Genomic DNA, 20,597 nt, shown 5'->3' with positions numbered 1-20,597 from the left:
CGGGAGCCGGGTCGCTGCCCCGCAGGGTCGATTCGCAGGATTTTCCCTTCCGTTTGGCAGCCGATAACGAAGTGTTGCGGCGCAGATCGCAGGCCAGAATTCCCCGACACGATATTTTCACACCGGCCGCATTGGGTACCCCGAATCTGGACCTGCGGTGGCCCGCAATCCCGCACTAGGGTGGGATTGATCAGTTGACGACCCTGGCCTGCGGACTGAACTGAGGACTGAATTAGTGACCACACTCGAAGAGATCTCTGCGCTCACCCAACCGCACCACCCCGACGACTGGACCGAGATCGATTCGGCTGCGGTCGACACTGTTCGGGTGCTGGCCGCCGACGCGGTCCAGAAAGTCGGCAACGGCCATCCGGGTACGGCGATGAGCCTGGCGCCGCTGGCGTACACGCTGTTTCAGCGTGCCATGCGCCACGACCCCAGTGATGTGCACTGGCTGGGCCGCGACCGGTTCGTGCTGTCCGCCGGGCACAGCAGCCTGACCTTGTACCTACAGCTGTATCTGGGCGGGTTCGGCCTGGAGCTGTCCGACATCGAAGCGCTGCGCACCTGGGGGTCCAAGACGCCGGGACACCCGGAGTTCCGGCACACCGACGGCGTGGAGATCACCACCGGCCCGCTGGGCCAGGGCCTGGCTTCCGCGGTGGGAATGGCGATGGCCGCCCGCTACGAGCGCGGGCTGTTCGACCCCGACGCCGAACCCGGCACCAGCCCGTTCGACCACCACGTTTACGTGATCGCCTCCGACGGCGACATCGAGGAGGGCGTCACGTCGGAAGCGTCGTCGCTGGCCGCGGTGCAGCAGCTGGGCAACCTGATCGTCTTCTACGACCACAACCAGATCTCGATCGAGGACGACACGAACATCGCGCTGTGCGAGGACACGGCGGCGCGGTACCGCGCCTACGGCTGGCACGTCCAGGAGGTCGAGGGCGGCGAGAACGTGGTGGGCATCGAGGAGGCGATCGCCAACGCGAAGGCCGAGACCGGCCGCCCGTCGTTCATCTCGCTGCGCACCATCATCGGCTTCCCCGCCCCCAACCTGATGAACACCGGTAAGGCGCACGGCGCCGCCCTGGGCGACGACGAGGTGGCGGCCACCAAGAAGATCCTCGGCTTCGACCCGGACAAGACGTTCGAGGTGCGCGACGAGGTGATCGAGCACACCCGAAAGCTGGTCCAGCGCGGCAAGGAAGCGCACGAGAAATGGCAGACGGCGTTCGACGCGTGGGCGCAACGCGAGCCCGAGCGCAAGGCACTGCTGGACCGGTTGACCGCCGAGGAGCTGCCGGACGGCTGGGACGCCGACCTGCCGCACTGGGAGCCGGGCTCCGACGCGATCGCCACCCGTAAGGCCTCCAACGAGGTGCTGGATGCGGTGGGCCCCAAGCTGCCCGAACTGTGGGGCGGTTCGGCCGACCTGGCGGGCAGCAATAACACCACCATCAAGGGTGCCAAATCCTTTGGCCCGCCGTCGATTTCGACGAAGGACTACACCGCCGACTGGTACGGCCGCACGCTGCACTTCGGTGTTCGCGAGCACGCCATGGGCGCCATCCTGTCCGGCATCGTGCTGCACGGACCCACCCGGGCCTACGGCGGCACGTTCCTGCAGTTCTCCGATTACATGCGGCCGGCGGTGCGGCTGGCGTCCCTGATGGACATCGACACCATCTACGTGTGGACGCACGACTCGATCGGTCTGGGCGAAGACGGTCCCACGCACCAGCCGATCGAGCACCTGGCGGCGCTGCGCGCGATCCCGAACCTGTCGGTGGTGCGTCCGGCCGATGCCAACGAGACGGCTTTCGCGTGGCATACGGTGCTGGCCCGCGGCAACGGCAGCGGTCCGGTCGGGCTGATCCTGACCCGGCAGAACGTCCCGGTTCTCGAGGGCACCGACCGCGACGGCGTGGCCCGCGGCGGTTACGTGCTGGGTGGCGGCGAGGACGACGAGGATCCGGATGTGGTGCTGATCGCCACCGGTTCCGAGGTGCAGCTGGCAGTCGAGGCGCAGAAGTTGTTGGCGGACAAGGACATTCTGGCGCGGGTGGTGTCGATGCCATGTGTGGAATGGTTCGAGTCGCAGCCGTCGGACTACCGCGACAGCGTGCTGCCTCCGACGGTGTCGGCGCGGGTCGCCGTGGAAGCCGGCGTCGCGCAGTCGTGGCACAAGTTGGTCGGTGACACCGGAAAGATTGTGTCGATCGAGCATTACGGGGAATCCGCCGACTACAAGACATTGTTCCGGGAGTACGGCTTCACCGCAGAGGCCGTTGCTGCCGCGGCGGAGGAAGCGCTCGACAACTAGGAAAAGGTGATTGAGATGACCCAGAACCCCAACCTCGCAGCGCTGAGCGCCGCGGGCGTCTCGGTGTGGCTGGACGACTTGTCGCGAGACCGGTTGAAGTCAGGCAACCTGCAGGAGCTCATCGACACCCGGAGCGTGGTCGGCGTCACCACCAATCCGTCGATCTTCCAGAAAGCGCTGTCCGAGGGCGACGCCTACGACAGCCAGATCGCCGAACTCGCCGAGCGCGGCGCCGACGTGGACGCCACCGTTCGCACCGTCACCACCGACGACGTGCGCAACGCGTGCGACGTGCTGGCGCCGCAGTGGGAGGCTTCCGACGGCGTCGACGGCCGGGTGTCGATCGAGGTCGACCCGCGCATGGCACGTGACGCCGACAAGACCATTCAGCAGGCCATCGAGTTGTGGAAGATCGTCGACCGGCCGAACCTGTTCATCAAGATCCCGGCCACCGAGCCCGGCCTGCCGGCCATCACCGCCGTTCTGGCGGAAGGCATTTCGGTCAATGTCACGCTGATCTTCTCGGTCGAACGGCACCGAGCGGTGATGGACGCCTATCTGGCCGGGCTGGAGAAGGCCCGCGAGGCGGGCCACGACCTGGCCAAGATCCATTCGGTGGCTTCGTTCTTCGTGTCGCGGGTGGACACCGAGATCGACAAGCGGCTCGAAGACATCGGATCCGAGGAGGCGCTCGCGCTGCGCGGGCAGGCCGGGGTCGCCAATGCCCGGCTGGCCTACGCCGCGTACCAGGAAGTGTTCGAGGGAGGCGAGCGCTTCCAGGCACTGGCCGCCGACGGCGCGCGGGTGCAGCGACCGCTGTGGGCCTCCACCGGGGTGAAGAACCCGGACTACTCCGACACCCTGTATGTCACCGAGCTGGTTGCCCCGAACACGGTGAACACCATGCCGGAGAAGACGATTGAGGCGGTTGCCGACCACGGGACTGTCACCGGCGACACCATCAGCGGTACCGCCGGGGAATCACAGGCGGTGTTCGACAAGCTCGAAGCGCTGGGAATCGACCTGAGGGACGTGTTCATCGTGCTCGAAGACGAGGGCGTGCAGAAGTTCGAGGATTCCTGGGGCGAGCTGCTGGAAGCGACGCAAGGGCAGCTCGACAGCGCCAACAAATGAGCCCTGCGGACTCGGCCGCCGCTGAAACCCATCCGTGGCGTAACCCGTTGCGCGACAAGCGCGACAAGCGGCTTCCCCGTATCGCCGGACCGTGCGGCATGGTCATCTTCGGGGTCACCGGCGACCTGGCCCGCAAGAAGGTGATGCCGGCGATCTATGACCTGGCCAATCGCGGCCTGCTGCCACCGACGTTCTCGCTGGTGGGTTTCGCGCGCCGCGACTGGGATAACGAGGACTTCGGTCAGGTGGTGCACGACGCCGTCAAACAGCACTGCCGCACCCCGTTCCGGCAGGAGAACTGGGACCGGCTGGCTGAGGGATTCCGTTTCGTGCCAGGCACTTTCGACGACGACGACGCCTTCAACCGGCTTGCCGAGACGCTGGAGAAGCTCGACGCTGAGCGCGGCACCGGCGGCAACCACGCCTTCTACCTGGCGATTCCACCCAAGTCGTTTCCGGTGGTGTGCGACCAGCTGCACAAGTCGGGGCTGGCCCGCCCGCAGAAGGACAGGTGGGCCCGCGTTGTCATCGAGAAGCCGTTCGGCCACGACCTGAAAAGTGCTCAGGAACTCAACACGTCGGTCAACAACGTCTTCCCGGAGGAATCGGTCTTTCGTATCGACCACTACCTGGGCAAGGAGACGGTGCAGAACATCCTGGCATTGCGGTTCGCCAACCAGTTGTTCGACCCGATCTGGAACTCGCACTACGTCGACCACGTGCAGATCACCATGGCCGAGGACATCGGATTGGGCGGCCGGGCCGGCTATTACGACGGTATCGGCGCGGCCCGCGACGTGATCCAGAACCACCTGATGCAGCTGCTCGCGCTGACCGCGATGGAGGAACCGGTCAGCTTCACGCCGAAGTCGTTGCAGACGGAGAAGATCAAGGTGCTCTCGGCCATCCAGCTGGCCGAACCGCTGGACGAGACGACCAGCCGTGGCCAGTACACCGCCGGCTGGCAGGGCGGCGAGCGGGTGGTCGGCCTGCTCGAGGAGGAGGGCTTCGCCGAGGACTCCACCACCGAGACCTTCGCCGCCATCACCCTCGAGGTGGACACGCGTCGCTGGGCCGGTGTGCCGTTCTATCTGCGTACCGGAAAACGGTTGGGGCGCAGGGTCACCGAGATAGCACTGGTGTTCAAGCGGGCCCCGCATCTGCCGTTCGACGCCACCATGACCGACGAGCTGAGCGCCAACGCCATGGTCATCCGGGTCCAGCCCGACGAGGGCATCACGCTGCGGTTCGGCTCCAAAGTGCCCGACACCGCGATGGAGGTGCGTGACGTCAACATGGACTTCTCGTACGGCTCGGCGTTCGCCGAGGAGTCCCCGGAGGCCTACGAGCGGCTGATCCTCGACGTGCTGCTCGGCGAGCCGTCCTTATTCCCGGTCAACGAAGAGGTCGAATTGGCTTGGGAGATATTGGATCCCGTGCTGGACAACTGGGCCGCTCACGGCAAGCCGGATCCGTACGAGGCGGGCACCTGGGGTCCGGAGTCGGCGTTCGAGATGCTGCGCCGCACGGGCCGCGAATGGCGGCGGCCGTGATGCGCGCCGGCGACGATGCAGCGCGAAGCGCTGAGAAGGAGCGGCGCCAATGAACCCCGCCGGCGACGATGCAGCGCGAAGCGCTGAGAAGGAGCGGCGCCAATGAACCCCGCCGGCGACGATGCAGCGCGAAGCGCTGAGAAGGAGCGGCGCCAGTGATTGTCGATGTGCCCGAGACCACCACCACCGCGGTCAACAAGAAGCTCGATGAGCTGCGGGAGAAGGCCGGCATCGTCACGATGGGCCGGGTTTTGACGCTGATCATCGCCCCGGACAGCGACGCGGTGCTGGAAGAGTCCATCCAAGCCGCTAACGACGCGAGCCACGAGCATCCGGCCCGGGTCATCGTCGCGACACGCGGCGATGCCTACGCCGACAAACCGCGCCTGGACGCCGAGATCCGGGTGGGCCGCGACGGCGGCGCCGGCGAGGTGCTGATCCTGCGACTCTCGGGTCCGCTGTGCGGACACGCCGACAGCGTCGTGGTCCCCTTCCTGCTGCCCGACATCCCGGTGGTGGCCTGGTGGCCCGACGTCGCACCGTCGGTGCCGGCTCAGGATCCGTTGGGCAAGTTGGCGATTCGCCGCATCACCGATGCCACCAACGGCGTGGATCCATTGTCGGCGATCAAGAGCCGGCTGGCCGGATACACCGCCGGTGACACCGACCTGGCCTGGAGCCGCATCACCTACTGGCGGGCGTTGCTCACTTCGGCGGTCGACCTGCCGCCGCACGAGCCGATCGAGTCGGCCGTCATCTCGGGGTTGCAGACCGAACCCGCGCTCGACGTGCTGGCCGGCTGGCTGGCCAGCCGCATCGACGGCCCGGTGCGCCGCGAGGTCGGTGACCTCAAGGTGGAACTGGTGCGGGCCAGCGAGACCATTGCGCTCAGCCGGCCGCAGGAGGGCACCACCGCGACACTGAGCCGCACGTCCAAGCCCGAAGCCCTGGTTCCGCTGCCGCGCCGGGACACCGGCGAATGCCTGGCCGAGGACCTGCGCAGGCTCGACGCCGACGAGATCTACTTGTCGGCCCTGGAAGGCATCAAGAAAGTGCAGTACGCGTGAGCACCGAGATCAAGATCTTCCCTGGGACTGACGAACTCGTCGAAGCCGCGGGCCAACGACTGATCGGCGTCATCGCCGACGCGATAGCGGCACGCGGAAGGGCCACGATCGTGTTGACCGGCGGCGGCAATGGCACCGGGCTGTTGCGTTATCTGGCCACCAAGGACGGCCAGATCGACTGGTCGAAAGTGCATGTGTTCTGGGGCGACGACCGCTACGTCGCCGAGGACGACGACGAGCGCAACGAGAAGCAGGCCCGCGAGGCGTTGCTCGATCACGTCGACATCCCGGCCAGCCAGGTGCATCCGATGGCAGCCGGCGACGGCGAGTACGGCGCCGACATCGACGCGGCCGCGTTGGCCTACGAGCAGATCTTGGCCGCCAACGCCGCCCCCGGCGACCCGGCGCCCAAATTCGACGTCCACCTGCTGGGCATGGGTCCCGAGGGCCACGTCAACTCGCTGTTCCCGGACACCCCGGCGGTGCGTGAGACCAGCCGCCTGGTGGTGGCGGTGGAGGACTCCCCCAAGCCCCCACCACAGCGAATCACGTTGACATTGCCCGCAATTCGGGGTTCCCGCCAGGTCTGGCTAATGGTGTCGGGGGCGGGCAAGGCCGACGCGGTGGCCGCCGCCATCGGCGGCGCCGATCCGGTGACGCTGCCCGCGGCCGGGGCGGTCGGCAGCGAGACCACGCTGTGGCTACTCGACCAGGACGCTGCAGGCAAACTTCCCACCTGACTTTGCGCGGTTGCCGCCGGGGCTAGGTCACCCGTAGTCAGCGGCGTAATAATGAGCCCATGGCAGACAGAAGCGGTGGGCGGTCCACTCCGGCTCGGCAACGAATGAAAACGCTTACCCAGGCGGCGTTGAACGCCGACAAGACGGTGGAGCAGGTCGAGGACGTGCTGGACGGCCTCAGCACCTCCATCGTCGAGCTGAACAGGTCACTGGCGGCGCTCAACGGCACCGTCGAACGCCTCGAAGGCGGCCTGGATCATCTGGACGGCACCCTGTCCAGTCTCGACGACCTCGCCAAGCGGCTGCTGGCGGTGCTGCAGCCGGTGGAGGCCATCCTCGAGCGGATGGACAACCTCGTCAGCTGGGGTGAAACGATGATGACGCCGCTCAATGTGACCGAGCACATGATGCGCGGGATGCTGGACCGGCTGCGTAACCGAACCGTGCACTAGCCACCGGCACGCCGAGTCCCGCCGCTACGGCCGCAGCTCGTAGTCGGCCGGGTTGGCGTGGCGGGTCCATTTCCAGTAGTCGACGATTCGGCCGCCGTACAGCGTCGGCAGGGCGCCCGTCGAATTCTTGTAATAGCTGGCCACTTTCGGGTGCGAATAGACCATGGTCTTGAGCTTGTCCTGATTGTTGCGGTGGTACTCGGCGCAGACGTCGGCGCGCGGCATCGCCGAGCGCACACCCTGGGCCAGCACCATGTCGATGCAAGCCATGATGTAGCGCATCTGGCATTCGGAGTTGTACATGATGCTGGCGCCGTTGACGGCGTTGGTGCCCGGCCCGTACATGCAGTAGAAGTTCGGGAATCCGGGCACGGTGACACCGAGGTACGCGTACGGGGCGTCGCCCCAGACGTCGTTGAGAGCGATCCCGTCGAGGCCGCGCACGTTGATCGGTCCGAGTTGGTGGTTGACGTCGAATCCCGTTGCCCAGACCAGAATGTCGGCCGGCCGGTGGACGCCGTCGACGGTGCTGACCCCGTCCGGGGTGATCTCGGCGATGCGGTCGTTGATCAGCTCGACGTCGGGCCGCTGCAGCGTGGTGATCCAGGTTCCGTTGTCCTGCAACGTTCTTTTACCTAGCGGCGGATAGTCGGGAACGACCTTGGCCAGCAGTTCCTCGTCGTCGGTGAAGGCCCGCATCCAGGCGATGAAGACCTCCCGGATCACATGGTTGCTCGCGCTGCACGACTTGCCGCCGGTGTCCCAGGCGGGGTCGATCAGACCCTGTTCACGGATGGCGTCGGTCAACGGCCACCAGGACACGAACCGCACCCAGCGGCCGTAGTAGGGCAGGTGGCGGATGGCCCACTGCGCTCCGGCGCCGACCGGTTCGTGGTAGTGGACGTTGGGCGCGATCCACTGCGGTGTGCGCTGATAGACGGCGACGTGCGCGGTGGTGTCGGCGATCGCCGGGACCAGTTGGAATCCGCTGGCGCCCGCGCCGATCACGGCCACCCGCCGTCCGGCGAGGTCGATGCCGTCCGGCCATTGCGCGGTGTGGAATGCGGGTCCACGAAAGTCCTTGGCGCCCTTGATGTCCGGGATCACCGCATTGCTGAACTGTCCTACGGCGCAGATCAGTCCGCGGGCGGTGAGTGTCTCGGAACGACCGTCGGCGCTGCGAATCGTCACCTGCCAGGTTGCCGTTGGGTCATCCCACGTCGCGGCCGTGACTTCGGTGCTGAACCGCACGTGTGGGGCGATGTCGTGCTTGGCCATCACGTCGGTCAGGTATTGCAGGATCTCGGGTTGTTCGGAGTACAGGTGGGTCCAGTGGTCGGTGGGCTCGAAGGAGTACGCGTAGTACTGGTTGGCGATGTCGACGCGGCAGCCCGGGTAGCGGTTGGCCCGCCACGTGCCGCCCACGCCGTCCTGCTTGTCGACGATGGTGAACGGCACGCCGGCCTGTTTCAGTTTGATCCCGGCCAGCAGCCCGGCTTCACCGCAACCGACGATGACGACGGGGAACTCGCTGCGCTGCCGGGCGCTGGAGGCCAGCGCGGGCCCGTATTGGTCGTCGTCGGTGAAGCGCAGGTCGGCGGCGACGTAGTCGATGTATTCGTCGGTGACCTGTCCGGCGGTCATGACGTCGAGCATCACCCGCATCTGGTCGCCGGTGGGGACGAACGGCGGCGGGCAGCCGCGATCACGGTAGTCGCGCACCACGTCGAAGGCGCGTGCGCGCACGATCTGCTTGTCCGGCTCGCTCATGCCGCCCTGCAGGTCCATCGCGATGAGCAGGAACGGCTTCGGCAGCTCGTCGAGCAAGCCGATGTCGCCGGTCATGTGCACCATCGACATGAGCAGCGCCGGCACGCTGGCCTGCTCGACCGCGGCGCGGATGACGTCGTCGGAGTCATTGAACGGCAGCCCGATCAGCGCCCGAATGTCCGATTCCCGGGTGTCAGGCAACGCCGACTCAGCCATGCCTCACCATACATTCCACCAGGCACGTATGGTCAAGCCTGGGCGAGCCTCAGGACGCACCGTTTATGATCCGGTTATGTCTGTGAACGCGGCGATCGGCTAGCAATGCGCAGCCATGGCTGGTCGGGTGATACGCCGGGCTCCGACGAAGAGGCGATCAGCCGCATCCTCGACGCCGCGGAACGACTTCTCGTCGAACGCGGCCCGGCACTGCGGATCGCCGACGTGGCACGAACTCTCGGCGTCACACGCCAGACCGTCTACCGCTATTTCCCGAACGCCGAACAGCTCATCCTGACCACGTCGATGCGCTCCGGCGACGGCTTTCTCGAGCAGCTCGCGGCTCGCGTGCGCGGCGTCACCGAACCGGTCGACGCGGTGGTGGAGGGCATGGCGTTCGCGGTGGAACAGCTGGCCGACGATCCGCGGATCAACTTCATTCTGACCAACCGGCCCGGCGGCAAGGTCACCACCGCGATCGCCTCGGATACCGCGTTGACCTTCAGCCGCTCGATGTTGCACCGCTTCGACGTCGACTGGGAGGCGCACGGATTCGATGAAGCCGCCCTCGACGAATTGTCCGAATTCACCATCCGGCTGCTCTATTCGTTCCTCACCGAACGCGACATCCGCAGCCCGGATGAGCTGCGCCGGTTCCTGGCCCGCTGGGTCGGGCCGGCGATCAGGTATCCCCGGCTGGCCGGCGCACTCGATCCGATCGCGAAAACGGCAGTGCCGACGGCTCGCTCGCGCCGCCGGACGGCATCCTGAAGCGACGGCCCATGCCCACCGTCGTCGCCTTCCACGCCCATCCCGACGACGAGGTCATCCTCACCGGCGGCACCATCGCCAAGGCCGTCGCGGACGGGCACCGGGTGGTGGTCGTCACCGCCACCGACGGGCGGATGGGCAACGAGGACAATCACCACCGCTTGGATGAATTACGTTTGAGCACAAAAGCTCTGGGCGCACACAGGACCGAATGCCTGGCCTACGCCGACAGTGGGTACGGGCCGGACTTCTACCCCGACCCGCCCGGCCGGGTCCGGTTCGCGCGGGCCGACGTCGAGGAGGCCGCACAACGGCTGGCCACGATCTTGGCCGCCGAAGGCGCCGACCTGCTGCTGAGCTATCAGGCGAACGGCGGGTACGGCCACCGCGACCACGTGCAGGTGCACCAGGTCGGCAAGCGGGCCGCCGAAATAGCCGGCACACCAAACGTTCTCGAAGCAACCATGCCACGCGAAGTACTGCATCGGATCGGCGAGCTGTGCCGGGCGCTGCGGTTGCCCCCGCCGTATGACCCGCAGGTGGTCGGCACCGCCTACGCCCCGGGCGCCGCCATCACCCACCGGGTGGACGTGCGCCGATTTGCCCGGCAGAAGCGGGACGCGATGGCCGCGCACCGCTCGCAGCTGGGCAGCGGCCTGGGTGCACGCGTCTACGCCGCGCTGCTGCGCCTGCCGCCCCCGGTGTTGGGCGCGGTATTCAGATACGAATGGTTCGTCGACCCCGCGGCGCCGCCGGGAACGTTGCGCGACAACATCTTCGACGGTCACTCACATCTTGGTTGACCGGGCCAGCACGAAGCTGTACAGACCGTAGGTGATGATCCCGACGCCGGCGGCGATCAGCAGCGCCATCCCGAACGGTTGGGCGCCCAGCGTCTTCAGCGCGCCGTCCAGGCCGGTGGCCTTGGCCGGCTCCGAGCGCCACGCCGCCACCACCACCAGCAATCCCGCGGCGGCGAGCACCACGCCCTTGCCCACGTAGCCGGCCACCCCGAGGCGGCGAACCAGCTTCCCCGGCTTGCCGTTGAGGTCGTCGACGAACTTGCGGCCGGCGCCCTTGTAGACGTGGTAAGCGCCAACCGCGACGACACCGACGCCGCAACCGACGAGCGCGACGGTGCCGGCGGTGGTCTCCATCAGCCGAGCGCTCATGGCCGAGCTCTGCTGGCCGGTGGATTTGCCGGCGCCATGGGCGAACCCGAAAGCGGAGTAGGCGAATCCGAGATAGACAGCCGCGATCCCGAACGACTTTGCGCGATCGGTGAATCCGGGCGCCGGCCGCGACGCATCCCGGTCGACCGAACGGCCGAGGAACGTTTCGACAAGCCGCCACAGCCCCAGCATCAGCAGCGCCGCGGTGGCCAGCCACAGCGCGGCCGGACCGCCCGGGCGCGCCGCCAACGTCGCCAACGCCCCGGACTGGTCGGCGGTGCCCCCGGCGCCGAGGGCGATCCGGATGGCGAGATAGCCGATGATCAGATGCAGCAGACCGGAGACGACGAACCCGGCGCGGGCGAATTTCTCGAACACCCCGTTCTGCGCGACCTGCGCCGCGGTGACCGGCGTCGAGTCGTCCGGCGTCGCGCGGTGGGGCAACGCGTTTTCTGGCGTCGCGTATTCTGGCGTCGCGTTTTCTGGCATGGCGGGCTCCCTCCGTGTGCAGGGGTTGCCCGTTATCCGCTGTTGCGTAACGCGCTGGCCAAACCGTTCATGGTCAGCAGGATGCCGCGCTGCACCAGTTCGTCGTCCTCGCCGGAGCGGTAGCGCCGCAGCAACTCCACCTGCAGATGGTTGAGCGGCTCCAGATACGGGAAGCGGTTGAATACCGAACGCGCCAGGGCCGGGTTGTCGGCGAGCAGGTCGTCCTGACCGGTGATTCGCTTGTACATGGCGATGGTGCGCTTGTGCTCGTCGACGATTTTGCCGAACACCCGGTCCCGCAGCGATTCGTCGTCGACCAGCTCGGAGTAGCGCGCGGCCAGTCCCAGATCGCTCTTGGCCAGCACCTGGGCCATGTTGGACAGCACGCTGCGGAAGAACGGCCACCGCTGGTAGAGCTCGTGCAAGACCGCCAACCGCTCATCCTCGCTCTCCGGGCCCGCGGCGATCCACTGCTCGAACGCCGCACCGGTGCCGTACCAACCGGGCAGCATCACCCGCGACTGGCTCCACGCCAGTACCCAGGGAATCGCGCGCAGATCCGAGATCGACTCGGTGGGCTTGCGAGAGCTCGGCCGGCTGCCGATGTTCAGCGACCCGATCTCGCTCACCGGCGTGGAGGCTTTGAAGTATTCGACGAAACCCGGTGTGTCGTGCACTAAGTCGGCGTAGGCCTGCTTAGCCAGGGCGGCTACCTCTTCGAGCACCGCGTAGGCCCGCTCGGCGAAATCCCCGAGGCCTTCGACGTCGAGCAACGTCGACTCCAGGGTCGCGGCCAGCAGGCTCTCCAGGTTGCGCCGCGCCATCTGCGGCTCGGCGTACTTGGCCGCGATCACCTCGCCCTGCTCGGTCAGGCGCAGCGAGCCGTTCACCGCCCCCGGCGGCTGGGCCAGGATGGCCTGATAGCTGGGGCCGCCACCGCGCCCGACGGTGCCGCCGCGACCGTGGAACAGCCGCAACCGGATTCGGCCCTTGCGGGCCGCCTCGACCAGGGCCAGCTCGGCGCGGTACACCGCCCAGTTGGCGGCCAGATAGCCGCCGTCCTTGTTGGAGTCGGAGTAACCCAGCATCACTTCCTGCATGTCGCCGCGGGCGGCCACCATGCCCCGGTAGAGCGGCAGGTCCAGCATCGCCTGCAGGATCGACGCACCGTTGTGCAGGTCGTCGATGGTCTCGAACAGTGGCGAGATGCCGACCGGGCAGTACGGTTCGTCGCCCGAAGCATCCAGCAGGCCAACCTCTTTCATCAAGATGGCGGGCTCCAGGATGTCGGACACCGACTGGCACATCGAGATGACATAGTTGGGAACCGCTGCGGGACCGTAGGTTTGGACCGCGTGGCAGGCGGCCGCGACGATGCCGAGTTCCTTCTGGGCCAGCTCGGACAACTTGGCCCGGTCCCCGACCAGGGGACGACGGGTGCTCAGCTCGGCCACCAGCAACTCGACCCGCTCGTCTTCGGGCAGCGAGGCGTAGTCGTCGTGGACGCCGGCCCAGGCCAGCAGTTCGGCAACCACCTCCTCGTGTACGTCGGAGTTCTGCCGCAGGTCCAGGCCGCTCAGGTGAAAACCGAAGACGTGCACGCTTTCCCGCAGCAGCGCCAGCCGGTCGTCGGCCAGCAGCGCGCTGCCGTGCGTGCGCAGCGAGGAGTCGATGGTGTCGAGGTCGGCCCGCAGCTCCGCCGGCGTCGCATAGCCGGACAAGCCCAGGTCGAGCAGATGCAGCGGTTCCTCGTCGAGGATCTCGGCGGCGGTGACGCTCAGCCGGGCGCGGATCACCCGCAACGCCCGCCGGTAGGGTTCGTCGTCGCGGGCCTTGTCCTGGCAGCCGTCCGCGAGTTCGGCCAGCTCGGGCGTCACGGCCAGCAGCCGCGACGACATCGACAGCTCCTGTTCCAGTTGGTCGAGCTCGGCGAGGTAATGGGACAACGCGGTGTAGGCGGCTTTGCCGGTGGCCAGCCGAACCACCTCCGCGGTGACGTTGGGGTTGCCGTCGCGGTCGCCGCCGATCCAGGATCCTGGCTGCAGTATCGGGGTGGACAGCAGGTCGGCGTCGGGCCAGCGGGCCCGCAGCGCCTCCCTGACCTCGGCGTTCACTTTCGGCAGCACCTCGAAGAACGCCGACCGGTAGTACTGCAGCCCCACCGTGATCTCGTCGGTGATCTGCAGCCGGGACAGCCGGATGATCGCGGTCTGCCACAGCGTGAGGACCTGGCGGCGCAATTCGAGCTCGACGCTGCGCCCCGAATCGGTCTCGGTGTGGCCCTCGGCGTGCAGCCGCATCAGCTCGGTGATGCGGTGCTGGGTGACGAACACGGTGCGGCGCCGGGTCTCGGTCGGATGCGCGGTGATGACCGGCGCGACCAGCGCGCCGCGCAGGGCCTCTGCGACGGTGGCCGAATCCAGGTCGGCCGCGTCGAGTTTGACGTAGGTGGCGGCCAGGCTGCTGTCCTGCGGCGGTTCGCCGGCGGCGACGTGGATGCGCCGGCGGCGTTCCCGGTGGATGTCCTCGGCCACGTTGGCCAGCAGCGCGAACTGGGTGAACGCCCGGATGACCGGAATCGCCTGGTGGATGTCGATGCCGTCGAACATCCGCGACACCTCGGCGCGGTCGATCTCGGAGCGCCGCACCCGGAACGATTCCACCCGGGCCCGCTCGACCAGGTCGAAGACCTCCTCGCCGTTCTGTTCGCGAACGGTGTCACCCAGGATTGCCCCGAGCAACCTGATGTCGGCGCGCATGGGCTCGGTGGCCTCGCGTCCCAGCTTGGTCCGATGGACGTCGCCGATGGGCTCGAGTGCGGTGTCGGAAGCCTCAACCATGGGTCCCAGTATTAGCGACCGGGCCGGTCGGCGCCTGTCGTCGGGTGGTCGTTCGGTAGGCTGCCCGGTATGGAATTGGCCCTGCAGATCACGTTGGTGGTCACCAGCGTGCTGGTGGTGTTGCTGGTGCTGCTGCACCGCGCCAAGGGCGGCGGCCTGTCGACGCTGTTCGGCGGCGGTGTGCAGTCCAGCCTGTCCGGGTCGACCGTGGTGGAGAAGAACCTCGACCGGTTGACGCTGTTCATCGTCGGTATCTGGCTGGTTTCCATCATCGGCATGGCGCTGCTGATCAAGTACAAGTGACGTTGCGGTGAGCTATCCGCAGCAGCCGGGACAGCAGCCGTACCGACCGCCTCACCCGAACCACCAGCTGCCCCCGCGCCAGCCGCGGCCGTACGCCCCGCCTCAGCACAATCAGCCCTACCAGGCGCCACAGGTTCCGCGCCCCCCGGTCGCGGCGCCGCACGGCGCGCCCGGTCAGCTGCCCGCCGGCGCCGGCGGCATCGCCGTCACCACACGTTTTTTCCCCCTGGGATTCATGCTTGCCCTGGTCAAGCCGAAAGTCTTCATCGACAACTACGAGATGCCCCCGGCAAGTTGGGGTCGCACGATGCTGCCGGCACAACCCGGCCGCCACCATGTGCACGTCCACATACCGTATTTCCTGCCGCCCAAGATCGGGCCGGCCGACGCCGTCGTGGACGTCCACCCCGGACACATCGTCGAGCTGGAATACAGGGCGCCGGCATGGTCGTTCAGTGCCGGTTCGCTGGGACCGCCACCGCAGAGCTACAACGGCCTGGGCATCACCATCGCGGTGATGGTGGTGCCGTTCGCCCTGGTGTTGTTCTTCCTCATCGTGATGGTGCTGCTGCACGCCTGAAAGAGCGTCGGGCTGTTCGTTCTTCGGAAGGGCAAATCTTCGGGTGTAGAACGCGTCGAGCCAGTACGGTCAACAGATGGCCGTGCGGGACGCTCTCATGGCGGCTATCGCCAAGCAGCTCGGCCATCCACGCGGCGTGGGTGGCCGGATCGTCGGGCTCGCGCTGAATCGGGGGAACCGAGGCTTCGTGCGCGCAGCTGTGCAGGCGTTGCACGCCGGCAACGACGACATGGTGGCCGACGTCGGATTCGGCGGCGGGGTGGGCCTGAAGTTGTTGCTCGACAGCGTTACCGGTTCGGGCTGTGTCCACGGGGTGGAAGTGTCGGACATGATGCTCGAACGGGCCGCAAGACGGTATCGCCGCGAGGTCGCGGCGGGGCGATTGGAGCTGCACCACGGGTCGTTGACCCGACTGCCGTTCGCCGATGGGGCCCTGAACGGCGTCTTAACCGTCAACACCGTTTACTTCGTCGCCGAGCTGCACGAGGCGTGCACCGAATTGGCCCGGGTGACAGCAGATTGGGGGCGCATCGTCGTCGGCGTCGCCGACCCGGAGACGATGGCGAAATTACCGTTCACCGGCCACGGGTTCCGCCTTCGCCCCATAGCCGAGGTCATCGACGCCCTGCAGAGCGCGGGTCTGACCGTGCAACACCGTCGGATCAATGCCGCAGACGGGGCACCCCACCTGCTGATCGGCACGCCGGCACCGGCCCGGGGCTGAATTACGGGCGTCTCGTACCACCCGTGAAACTGGTGCGACTGCCCGACCATCAGCGTTTGCCGTCGCGCTACGGCAGCGGGCCGCCGGCGGCGATCGCCGCCAGCGTCGCAAACTGCTCGCCGTCCAGCGACGCGCCACCGACCAGGCCGCCGTCGATGTCCTGCTGCGCGACGAGGTCGCCGACGTTCTTGGCGTTCACCGATCCGCCGTAGAGCACCCGCACCGTCTCGGCGATCTGCGGGGATGCCAGCTTGCCGAGTTCCTCGCGGATGGCCGCGCACACCTCCTGTGCGTCGGCGGAGCTGGCCACCCGTCCGGTTCCGATCGCCCAGACCGGTTCGTAGGCGATGACGACCTTCTCGATCTGCTCCTTGGACAGTCCGGCCAACGAGCCGCGTAGCTGTTCGACGTTGTGCGACACGTGATTTCCGGCCTCGCGTACCTCGAGGTGCTCCCCGATGCAGACGATCGGGGTGAGTTCGTGCTTGAGCGCGGCAGCGGCCTTCGCGGCCACCAGCGCATCGTCCTCGTTGTGATAGGTGCGGCGCTCGGAGTGCCCGACGACGGCGTAGGTGCAGCCCAGCTTGGCCAGGAACGCGCCGCTGATCTCACCGGTGTAGGCACCGGAGTCGTGTTGCGAGATGTCCTGCGCCCCATAAGTGAGGCGCAGCTTGTCGCCGTCGACCAAGGTCTGCACGCTGCGCAGGTCGGTGAACGGCGGGATCACCGCGACGTCGACCTTGTCGAAGTACTTGTCCGGCAACGCGAATGCGATCTTCTGCACCAGTGCGATCGCCTCGAAATGGTTGAGGTTCATCTTCCAGTTGCCGGCGATCAGCGGCTTGCGGCTCACAAGTCTTCTCCTGTCGGCTGCTCGTGTGTCAGCACCTCGATACCGGGAAGCGATTTGCCCTCAAGGTATTCCAGCGATGCACCGCCGCCGGTGGAGATGTGCGAGAAGGCATCCTCGGGGATTCCCAGCGCACGGACCGCCGCGGCGGAATCGCCACCGCCCACGACGCTGAACGCACCCTTTCCGGTAGCGGCGACGATCGCTTCGGCGACGCCCCGGGTGCCCGACGCGTAGTCGGGAAATTCGAAGACACCCATCGGCCCGTTCCAGAAAACGGTCCTGGCGTTGGACAGCAACGTGGTGAATCGCTTGACCGAACCCGGGCCGATGTCCAGCCCCATCAGCTCGTCGGGAATCTTGTTGGCGTCCACCGTTTGTGGCGGGGAATCGGCGGCGAACTTCTCGGTCACCACGATGTCGACGGGCAGCCGCAGCACGTCGTGGTAAGTCTCCAGCAGATCGCGACAGGTCTGCACCATGTCCTCTTCGAGCAGCGATTTACCCACCGAATGACCTTGCGCGGCAAGGAATGTGAAGCACATTCCGCCGCCGATCACGATGCTGTCCGCCTTGGTCGCCAGCGACTCGATCACCCCGAGCTTGTCGGACACCTTCGAGCCACCCAGCACCACGGCGTAAGGCCGCTCGGTGGAACTGGTCAGCTGCTTGAGCACCTTGATCTCGTCGGCGACCAGCTTCCCGGCGTAGTGCGGCAGCAGCGTCGCGACGTCGTACACCGAGGCTTGCTTGCGGTGCACTACCCCGAACCCGTCGGACACGAAAGCCCCACCGGGCGAGACCAATTCGGCGAGTTGCTTGGCCAGGGCCAGGCGTTCGTCGTCGTCCTTGCTGGTTTCGCGCTTGTCGAAGCGGATGTTCTCCAGCAGCAGGATGTCGCCGTCGGTGAGGCCCTCGGCGCGGGCCAGCGCGTCCGTGCCGACCACGTCGCCGGCCAGTTGCACATGCCTGCCCAGTTGCTCACCGAGCGCCGCCGCAACCGGCGCCAGCGAGAACTTCGGCTCGGGCCCGTCTTTGGGGCGACCGAGATGCGCGGTGACGACCAGTTTGGCGCCGGCATCCAGCAGTGCTTTGAGCGTCGGCACCGAGGCGGTGATCCGCCCGGCGTCGGTGATGTTGCCGTCATCGTCGAGCGGCACGTTCAGGTCGGAGCGCACCAGCACGCCGCGACCCGAAACACCTTCGGCGAGAAGGTCTTCCAGAGTTGGGACGCTCACGGCTAGAGCGACTTGCCGACGAGGCCGACCAGGTCGATGAGGCGGTTGGAGTAACCCCATTCGTTGTCGTACCAGGCCACCACCTTCGCCGAGTGGTCGATCACCTTGGTCAGGCCGGAGTCGAAGATCGAGCTGTGCGGATCGGTGACGATGTCGCTGGAGACGATGGGGGCGTCGTAGTACTTCAGGATGCCCTTCATGGGTCCGTCGGCGGCGGCCTTCATCGCGGCGTTGATTTCTTGCGCAGTGGCCGCCTTCTCCAGCTCGACGGTCAGGTCGGTGGCCGAACCGGTCGGGATCGGCACCCGCAGCGCATACCCGTCGAGCTTGCCCTTGAGTTCGGGCAGCACCAGGCCGATGGCCTTGGCCGCGCCGGTGGAGGTGGGCACGATGTTCAGGGCGGCCGCGCGTGCCCGGCGCAGGTCCTTGTGCGGGCCGTCCTGCAGGTTCTGGTCCTGGGTGTAGGCGTGGACGGTGGTCATCAGGCCTCGGACGATGCCGAACTCGTCGTTGAGCACCTTGGCGATGGGCCCCAGGCAGTTGGTGGTGCACGACGCGTTGGAGATGATGTTCTGGCTGCCGTCGTACTTGTCGTCGTTGACACCCAGCACGATGGTGATGTCCTCGTCGGTAGCCGGCGCGGAGATGATGACCTTCTTGGCCCCGGCGTCCAGGTGGCCTTTGGCCTTGGCGGCGTTGGTGAAGATGCCGGTCGACTCGACGACGACGTCGACGCCCAGATCACCCCAGGGCAGCGCGGCCGGCCCTTCCTTGACTTCGAGCGCCTTGATCTTCTTGCCGCCGATGACGATGGTGTCGTCGCCTTCGAGGCCGACCTCCTGGGGCAACCGGCCGAGGATGGAGTCGAACTTCAGTAGATGCGCCAGGGCTGCGTTGTCGGTGAGGTCGTTGACGGCCACCACCTCGATGTCGGCGGCCTGGCCCTGCTCCTGCTGGGCCAAGAGGGCGCGGTAGAAGTTGCGTCCGATTCGACCAAAGCCGTTGATGCCAACTCGGACCGTCACGTGTCTCTCCTTAGTCTTTCGTCTCCGCTGATTCAGCGCTCGTGGTCAGCCTAGAACAGGGCGGTCACCTGTGCTGGGCCGGTTAGACCGCGGGCCCGGGTGCCGCGCTGCCGCGCTCTGGGCCGGGCGGTCGGCGGTGGCTCCGAATTCGATCGCGCGCCGTTTCGGTTTATCCGCCCTGGGGCGTCGGGCTTATCCATTTACCTCGCCGGGCCGGTGCCTTTTCCGGGCGGACAAACCCGCCCGAAAGTCACCTTTTGGATACGGCGCGGTGCGGCGCGGCATTGAGTTCTGGATGGCGACTGAGAATTGGGTCCGTCTGACAGCCAGGAATTGAGCACGCACGCGTGAGCACGAATAAAGGAGTTGACGTTGATGACGATCTTTGATCGATTCAACTTCAAGGTAATTGCCGCCGCCGCAGGGTTGTGTGGGGCTGCGCTGTCATTGAGCCCGGTCGCGGCCGCCCTGCCGTTCAAGACGGGCGGCGCCGCGTGCATTCAGGGCATGGCCGGGGAACTCGCACCGGCGGGAGTCGGGGGTGCGCCGGCCGCGGCGGCGGCAGCCGCGGCGTGCTGCGCTTACGGCGCCGGCGCGGGAGCCGCTGGGGCCCGGCGCCCGCGGGCGGACCCGCGCCCGCGGGAGCTCCGGGAGCTCCGGGGCTACGGGCGCGACGGGGACCGCGATGACCTGCTGCGCCTACCCCGGTGGCGCCGCGGGCGGCCTGGCCGGCGCGGGAGGAACGACGCCCGCCGGAGGCACCACACCCGCCGGCGAGTCGACGCCCGCCGGCCCGGCCGCTGCCGGTGCGTGCGCGCCGGCCAGTGCGCCGCTGACCGACATGGCCGGCGTTCCGGTGGTGGTGCCGGGTCCGGCGGCGGTGCCGGTGGTTGCGCCGGTACCCGTCGGCGCCCCCGTCCCCGTCGGCGCACCGGTCCCCGTCGGCGCACCGGTACCGGTCGGCGCACCGGTACCGGTCGGCGCGCCCGTCCCCGTCGGCGCGCCGGTGCCCGTCGGTGCGCCAGTTCCGATCGGCGCACCCGTCCCCGTCGGTGCGCCCGTCCCCGTCGGCGCGCCGGTGCCCGTCGGTGCGCCAGTTCCGATCGGCGCACCCGTCGCGGGCGGGGTTCCGGTTCCGCTGGCTCCGGTCATCGCGGCCGGCACTCCGCTGGTCGACCTCGGTCCAGTGGCAGCCCCGATCACCGACATGTCGGGGACTGGCAAAGGCGAACCGACCCGCCCGGTGCCGGGAGGGCCGGTGCCCGGGCAGCCCTATCGGCCCGGTCCTGCTAGCTGATTTCGGCGTCGAGGAACCCCCGGGGTGAGTTTCACCCGGGGGTTCCT

At 67.5% G+C, this 20,597-nt stretch carries 17 protein-coding genes and 1 pseudogene; 12 read left to right on the top strand and 6 right to left on the bottom strand.

Annotated features, from left to right (window positions below):
• Window positions 1-235: 235 nt before the first annotated feature.
• From tkt to MKCMC460_RS12910, 6 genes are all read left to right on the top strand, one after another.
• Complete coding sequence (gene tkt / locus MKCMC460_RS12935; protein WP_236975870.1) at window positions 236-2,329, top strand: transketolase; 2,094 nt, start codon at window positions 236-238, stop codon at window positions 2,327-2,329.
• 15 nt (window positions 2,330-2,344) lie between these two features.
• Entirely contained in the window at window positions 2,345-3,463 is a 1,119-nt protein-coding gene (tal, locus tag MKCMC460_RS12930; RefSeq protein WP_236975872.1) for a transaldolase, read from the top strand.
• A complete protein-coding gene (gene zwf, locus MKCMC460_RS12925) occupies window positions 3,460-5,016 on the top strand; it encodes a glucose-6-phosphate dehydrogenase (RefSeq protein ID WP_236975874.1) in 1,557 nt (518 codons plus the stop codon). The genes tal and zwf overlap by 4 nt, the downstream gene beginning before the upstream one ends.
• Window positions 5,017-5,171: 155 nt before the next feature.
• A complete protein-coding gene (gene opcA / locus MKCMC460_RS12920) occupies window positions 5,172-6,083 on the top strand; it encodes a glucose-6-phosphate dehydrogenase assembly protein OpcA (RefSeq protein WP_236975875.1) in 912 nt (303 codons plus the stop codon).
• Window positions 6,080-6,823, top strand: coding sequence for a 6-phosphogluconolactonase (gene pgl, locus MKCMC460_RS12915; protein ID WP_236975882.1), 744 nt, complete (start codon window positions 6,080-6,082; stop codon window positions 6,821-6,823). The genes opcA and pgl overlap by 4 nt, the downstream gene beginning before the upstream one ends.
• A 59-nt stretch (window positions 6,824-6,882) precedes the next feature.
• A complete protein-coding gene (locus MKCMC460_RS12910) occupies window positions 6,883-7,275 on the top strand; it encodes an ATPase (RefSeq protein WP_238305809.1) in 393 nt (130 codons plus the stop codon).
• 24 nt (window positions 7,276-7,299) lie between these two features.
• Here MKCMC460_RS12910 and MKCMC460_RS12905 read toward each other — a convergent pair whose 3' ends face one another.
• Window positions 7,300-9,261, bottom strand: coding sequence for an NAD(P)/FAD-dependent oxidoreductase (locus MKCMC460_RS12905; protein WP_236975891.1), 1,962 nt, complete (start codon window positions 9,259-9,261; stop codon window positions 7,300-7,302).
• A gap of 105 nt (window positions 9,262-9,366) precedes the next feature.
• Between MKCMC460_RS12905 and MKCMC460_RS12900 the strand changes: the two genes are divergently transcribed.
• The gene (locus MKCMC460_RS12900) at window positions 9,367-10,032 is read left to right on the top strand and encodes a TetR/AcrR family transcriptional regulator (RefSeq protein ID WP_236975893.1); all 666 of its coding nucleotides are present in this window, start codon (window positions 9,367-9,369) and stop codon (window positions 10,030-10,032) included.
• A gap of 11 nt (window positions 10,033-10,043) precedes the next feature.
• Entirely contained in the window at window positions 10,044-10,835 is a 792-nt protein-coding gene (locus MKCMC460_RS12895; RefSeq protein ID WP_238305806.1) for a PIG-L deacetylase family protein, read from the top strand.
• Here MKCMC460_RS12895 and MKCMC460_RS12890 read toward each other — a convergent pair.
• Complete coding sequence (locus tag MKCMC460_RS12890; protein ID WP_236975897.1) at window positions 10,821-11,693, bottom strand: DUF1206 domain-containing protein; 873 nt, start codon at window positions 11,691-11,693, stop codon at window positions 10,821-10,823. The genes MKCMC460_RS12895 and MKCMC460_RS12890 overlap by 15 nt on opposite strands.
• 32 nt (window positions 11,694-11,725) lie before the next feature.
• Window positions 11,726-14,533, bottom strand: coding sequence for a phosphoenolpyruvate carboxylase (ppc, locus tag MKCMC460_RS12885; protein WP_236975899.1), 2,808 nt, complete (start codon window positions 14,531-14,533; stop codon window positions 11,726-11,728).
• A 69-nt stretch (window positions 14,534-14,602) separates the two neighbouring features.
• Between ppc and secG the strand changes: the two genes are divergently transcribed.
• From secG to MKCMC460_RS12870, 3 genes are all read left to right on the top strand, one after another.
• Window positions 14,603-14,836, top strand: a complete 234-nt coding sequence (secG, locus tag MKCMC460_RS12880; protein WP_180918294.1) for a preprotein translocase subunit SecG — start codon at window positions 14,603-14,605, stop codon at window positions 14,834-14,836.
• A 7-nt stretch (window positions 14,837-14,843) separates the two neighbouring features.
• On the top strand, window positions 14,844-15,416 hold the full coding sequence (locus MKCMC460_RS12875; RefSeq protein WP_238305804.1) for a hypothetical protein: 573 nt from the start codon (window positions 14,844-14,846) through the stop codon (window positions 15,414-15,416).
• Between the two features lie 76 nt (window positions 15,417-15,492).
• Window positions 15,493-16,140 (top strand): class I SAM-dependent methyltransferase, encoded by a 648-nt coding sequence (locus tag MKCMC460_RS12870; protein WP_238305802.1) that lies wholly within the window; start codon window positions 15,493-15,495, stop codon window positions 16,138-16,140.
• A 67-nt stretch (window positions 16,141-16,207) separates the two neighbouring features.
• Here MKCMC460_RS12870 and tpiA read toward each other — a convergent pair whose 3' ends face one another.
• From tpiA to gap, 3 genes are read right to left on the bottom strand one after another with little or no spacing between them, the layout of a single operon-like run.
• Complete coding sequence (gene tpiA / locus MKCMC460_RS12865) at window positions 16,208-16,993, bottom strand: triose-phosphate isomerase (protein WP_236975903.1); 786 nt, start codon at window positions 16,991-16,993, stop codon at window positions 16,208-16,210.
• Window positions 16,990-18,228, bottom strand: coding sequence for a phosphoglycerate kinase (pgk, locus tag MKCMC460_RS12860; RefSeq protein WP_236975911.1), 1,239 nt, complete (start codon window positions 18,226-18,228; stop codon window positions 16,990-16,992). Before pgk ends, tpiA begins: the two co-directional genes overlap by 4 nt.
• 2 nt (window positions 18,229-18,230) lie before the next feature.
• A complete protein-coding gene (gap, locus tag MKCMC460_RS12855) occupies window positions 18,231-19,253 on the bottom strand; it encodes a type I glyceraldehyde-3-phosphate dehydrogenase (protein WP_236975925.1) in 1,023 nt (340 codons plus the stop codon).
• 717 nt (window positions 19,254-19,970) lie between these two features.
• On the opposite strand from gap, the pseudogene MKCMC460_RS12845 reads away from it, so the two are divergent.
• Window positions 19,971-20,550 (top strand): annotated as a pseudogene (locus tag MKCMC460_RS12845) (beta-xylosidase); the annotation flags it as partial.
• Window positions 20,551-20,597 lie beyond the last annotated feature (47 nt).

This window comes from Mycobacterium sp. 20KCMC460, from assembly GCF_022179425.1.
GTDB lineage: Bacteria > Actinomycetota > Actinomycetes > Mycobacteriales > Mycobacteriaceae > Mycobacterium > Mycobacterium kiyosense.
This window is presented reverse-complemented; position numbering and strand designations above follow the sequence as displayed.